Origin of the sequence: Bacteroides sp. RTP31139st1_H2_RTP31139_211217, assembly GCF_040227615.1 — a bacterium.
GTDB classification, from domain to species: Bacteria; Bacteroidota; Bacteroidia; order Bacteroidales; family Bacteroidaceae; genus Bacteroides; species Bacteroides uniformis.
The window spans coordinates 1-3,041 of sequence record NZ_JBCNZM010000285.1 but is presented as its reverse complement, the minus strand read 5'-3'; the positions used below and the strand labels follow the sequence as shown (position 1 = coordinate 3,041).

At 40.9% G+C, this 3,041-nt stretch carries 3 protein-coding genes and 1 pseudogene; 2 read left to right on the top strand and 2 right to left on the bottom strand.

All coding sequences use genetic code 11. The features are described from left to right. Together ABUA47_RS23975 and ABUA47_RS23970 are read right to left on the bottom strand one after the other, a co-directional pair. On the bottom strand, positions 1–1,749 hold a 1,749-nt coding region (locus tag ABUA47_RS23975; protein ID WP_349832197.1), incomplete at its 3' end, for a hypothetical protein. A gap of 7 nt (positions 1,750–1,756) precedes the next feature. Further along, a complete protein-coding gene (locus ABUA47_RS23970; RefSeq protein ID WP_009293433.1) occupies positions 1,757–2,179 on the bottom strand; it encodes a GPW/gp25 family protein in 423 nt (140 codons plus the stop codon). A gap of 166 nt (positions 2,180–2,345) precedes the next feature. Here ABUA47_RS23970 and ABUA47_RS23965 point away from each other — a divergent pair, with 166 nt between their 5' ends. Next, complete coding sequence (locus ABUA47_RS23965) at positions 2,346–2,813, top strand: hypothetical protein (protein WP_009293434.1); 468 nt, start codon at positions 2,346–2,348, stop codon at positions 2,811–2,813. Between the two features lie 12 nt (positions 2,814–2,825). Continuing rightward, positions 2,826–3,041: pseudogene (locus ABUA47_RS23960) on the top strand (type VI secretion system contractile sheath protein TssC); the annotation flags it as partial.

The following is a 3,041-nucleotide window of genomic DNA, read 5'->3' as shown; positions in this document are numbered from 1 at the left end:
ATTACATACAGAGCGTTCAGTCAAATCTGTTTCAAGATAATGGGCCAATTCTTCCAGATTGGGAATTTCATCTTTATCAAATTGTCCAAGTTTTATCTTGATCTCTGTCACTCTGATTAATCCTTTTTTGCTGTCAGGAGATATAGCCACGCCATTGCCGACTTCGACTGATTCAACATATTTTCCCAGCTTGTGCAACAGGTAGCTTTTGATGTCTTCTTTAGATATAATCCGTTCCCGGGACAACAGACCGTACCTTAAACTATTTATAAGTTCCTGTTCGCCATCATGCGTTGTTCCTCCTTGCATACAAGTGCGCAACATGATGCCCGAAGCATCATATTTTTCTATGTTGAATTGTTGTATCAGTGTGCGTTCGTTGAAACCGTTCGCCAGAGATCCGGAAGTTACCCAATATTTTATCTCGGCATTGGTCGCATCTTTTTGGGGGACACTTAAAACAAAGGCTTTTATTTTGTTATCTCCTTTTAGTGTGGCCTCCAATCCTCTCTCTATATCATTTATCTTGTTGAACAACTCTTTGAGCTGCGTCGAAAGTGCATCCGGATTCATTGAAGCGAAAGCACTCCCGTCTTCTTTCATTAATTGTAATACTTTTGAAATTAATGAGCGGGCACTGTCCGAATCAAATCGTTCAAGGTCGCCAAAATACAGGCTGAATATACCTGTTGGATTTTCTTCATACTGGTTCAGCCGGTTTACATATTCCCGGCCTTTGTTGTCTTGGAACGAGCGTATGTTCAAGAATTGTGTACGGCTCGGACATTTCAGGGGGATAATCCGTCCGGTGGAACGGAAATTATGCTGTTTGTAAACGATTTGTCTGTTTACAACCGGAAATGTGTTCAAATATACTTCCAGATTTTCAAGACTTTCTTTCGTGAATATTTCCGGAAAGGCTATCTTGACCCAAAAGAGACTCTCAGAGTCATCCGGGATCTCACAGTCGGACGCATAACCGGGAAACATTTCTCGGTAGGTATGTTTCTCTTTGGAAGCGTTTCTTATATTCACATTAAAATATAGGTCACTATAAAAATCTCGGATTTCATCAAAGTAGTGTGCATTACTATATGGATCTTCAACATGAAGGCCTGTTTTTGCATTCAGCAGGTTTCCAGTGCAGTCATAGAAGAAAGCCATATTCATAAACGGAAGCAGCCCCGTGTCGGAAGGCTTGATGCAAAACATTACAGAGTCCATTTTTTGCAGGACTTCTTTAGACACATCCATCCCGACCCAGACGCAATAATCCGCTATCCGGTTTTTAGGGTCAAGGAAGCGTGTTGGAGTGCTAAAGCCATCGGTTGAATGCCTTATGCTATCGTTATATGCGATTGCTCTGACTTTTGCGTCAACCAGTTTATAGGAAAACAAAGGGGTTATAAAGACTTGAATATCACCTTTGCCAAATATGTTCTTCTCTGCATAAAAATGATCTTCGGCATCAAGCTCGCAACATTCCCCATGATTGGGGGTAATAGTCATAAGCGCATGGGCCGGCTTTGGCAGCGACCATTTGTTTCCTATGAGTATTCTGGACAGACGGTGAAGTATCCGTGAGTCGGACTGCTCTATTTCTTGATGCAGTTTGTTGGACTCATGGGCAAAAACTTCAAGCAGCAAATCTATCACGGGGTCCATATCGCGTATATCGGATACACCCCAGAACTCCATAGCCTGCTTTAATATTCGTTCCTTTATTGCAATTTGTTTCTTGTCTGCCATAGTTCGATTATTGTGATAAAGGGCTTATATATAATGAGGTATTGAAATTGAATTTCTCGTTGGTTCTATCCATTGTTCCGGTCACGGTTATTTGTGCCTTTCTTCGGATATGAGATACCTTATCTATATTTTCTTCTTCTATTTCCAAAAGAGTGACGTTCACATCTACATTCCGTAACCTCTTTTCATATTTCTCTATCGTTTTTATTAAGGAGTTCTTCACTCCTTCCTCCCAATCGCTGATTTTCACAAGTTGGTTGAACTCAAGGTCCCATATCATGGAACCAAAGTCTTCTCGCCCGATAACTTCCCCATGATGAGAAAGAATCAGTAGCATGATGTGTTGGGCTATCGATTCCTGATAGGAACACCTTTGCAATTTCTTGGCGACAGCCGATTGCAATTGTAATGGCATTTTCAGGTAAGTCATACTATTCTTTTCTTTATTCTATTTCGCAAATATACTATTTTCCTCATTAGATGCCAATAAAATACCCCTAAAAATTTGACGGTTTCAGAAATAATTCATATATTGCGCACGGTCATAAAACCAAGAGAGAGCTATAAAAAAAGTATGATATTAAAAAGTAAATGCTATGGCAATCTACAATTATGGAATTGGAGGCAACGAAGTAAAAGTCGATGCGAACGAATCCATCGCGGAAATCCCCTCCAACCGAACTTTGATAGTTCAAAAGCTGACAGATGAAGCTCCTGCGGCTCCGGAAAGTGTGTATGGTTTGGAAACCATTGAAGATGTGTTCCAACGTTTTGAACCAACAGTTGACTTGCGCCACGTGGATGCGGAAGGTAATGAAATCAAGGAAATCATGACATTCACCGGACTCGGAGACTTCGGGGCTAAGAAGATTAAAGAGAAAAGTGATTTCTTGAGTAAACTTGATATTGAGAAAGAGCAGGGTGTCCGAATAACTCGCCAGCTTACTTCCAACCGCGCTTTACAGAAAGCACTTGAAAACCCGGAAGTCAAAAATGCCATTATGGACGTGATTGAATCATCAATCGAGGAGATTCTGGCAAATCAAAAGAAAGTAGAACTTTAATCTTTTACTAAGATGAAGCAGGAAACTCAACAACAGACAGCCAGTACGACAACCTCACAGAAAGTCGTATCACAACAGGCGCAAAAGTCATCTGCATCGGCAATAGACAAGCTCAAAGAATTTGGTGGCTTCGCTTTTCTTGAAAATATCATAGATGGATATTCCAATCTTAATCCGGCACGAAAGGCCCGTCGCAACATCTTCCTCACGGATGAACAGTGGGAAAAT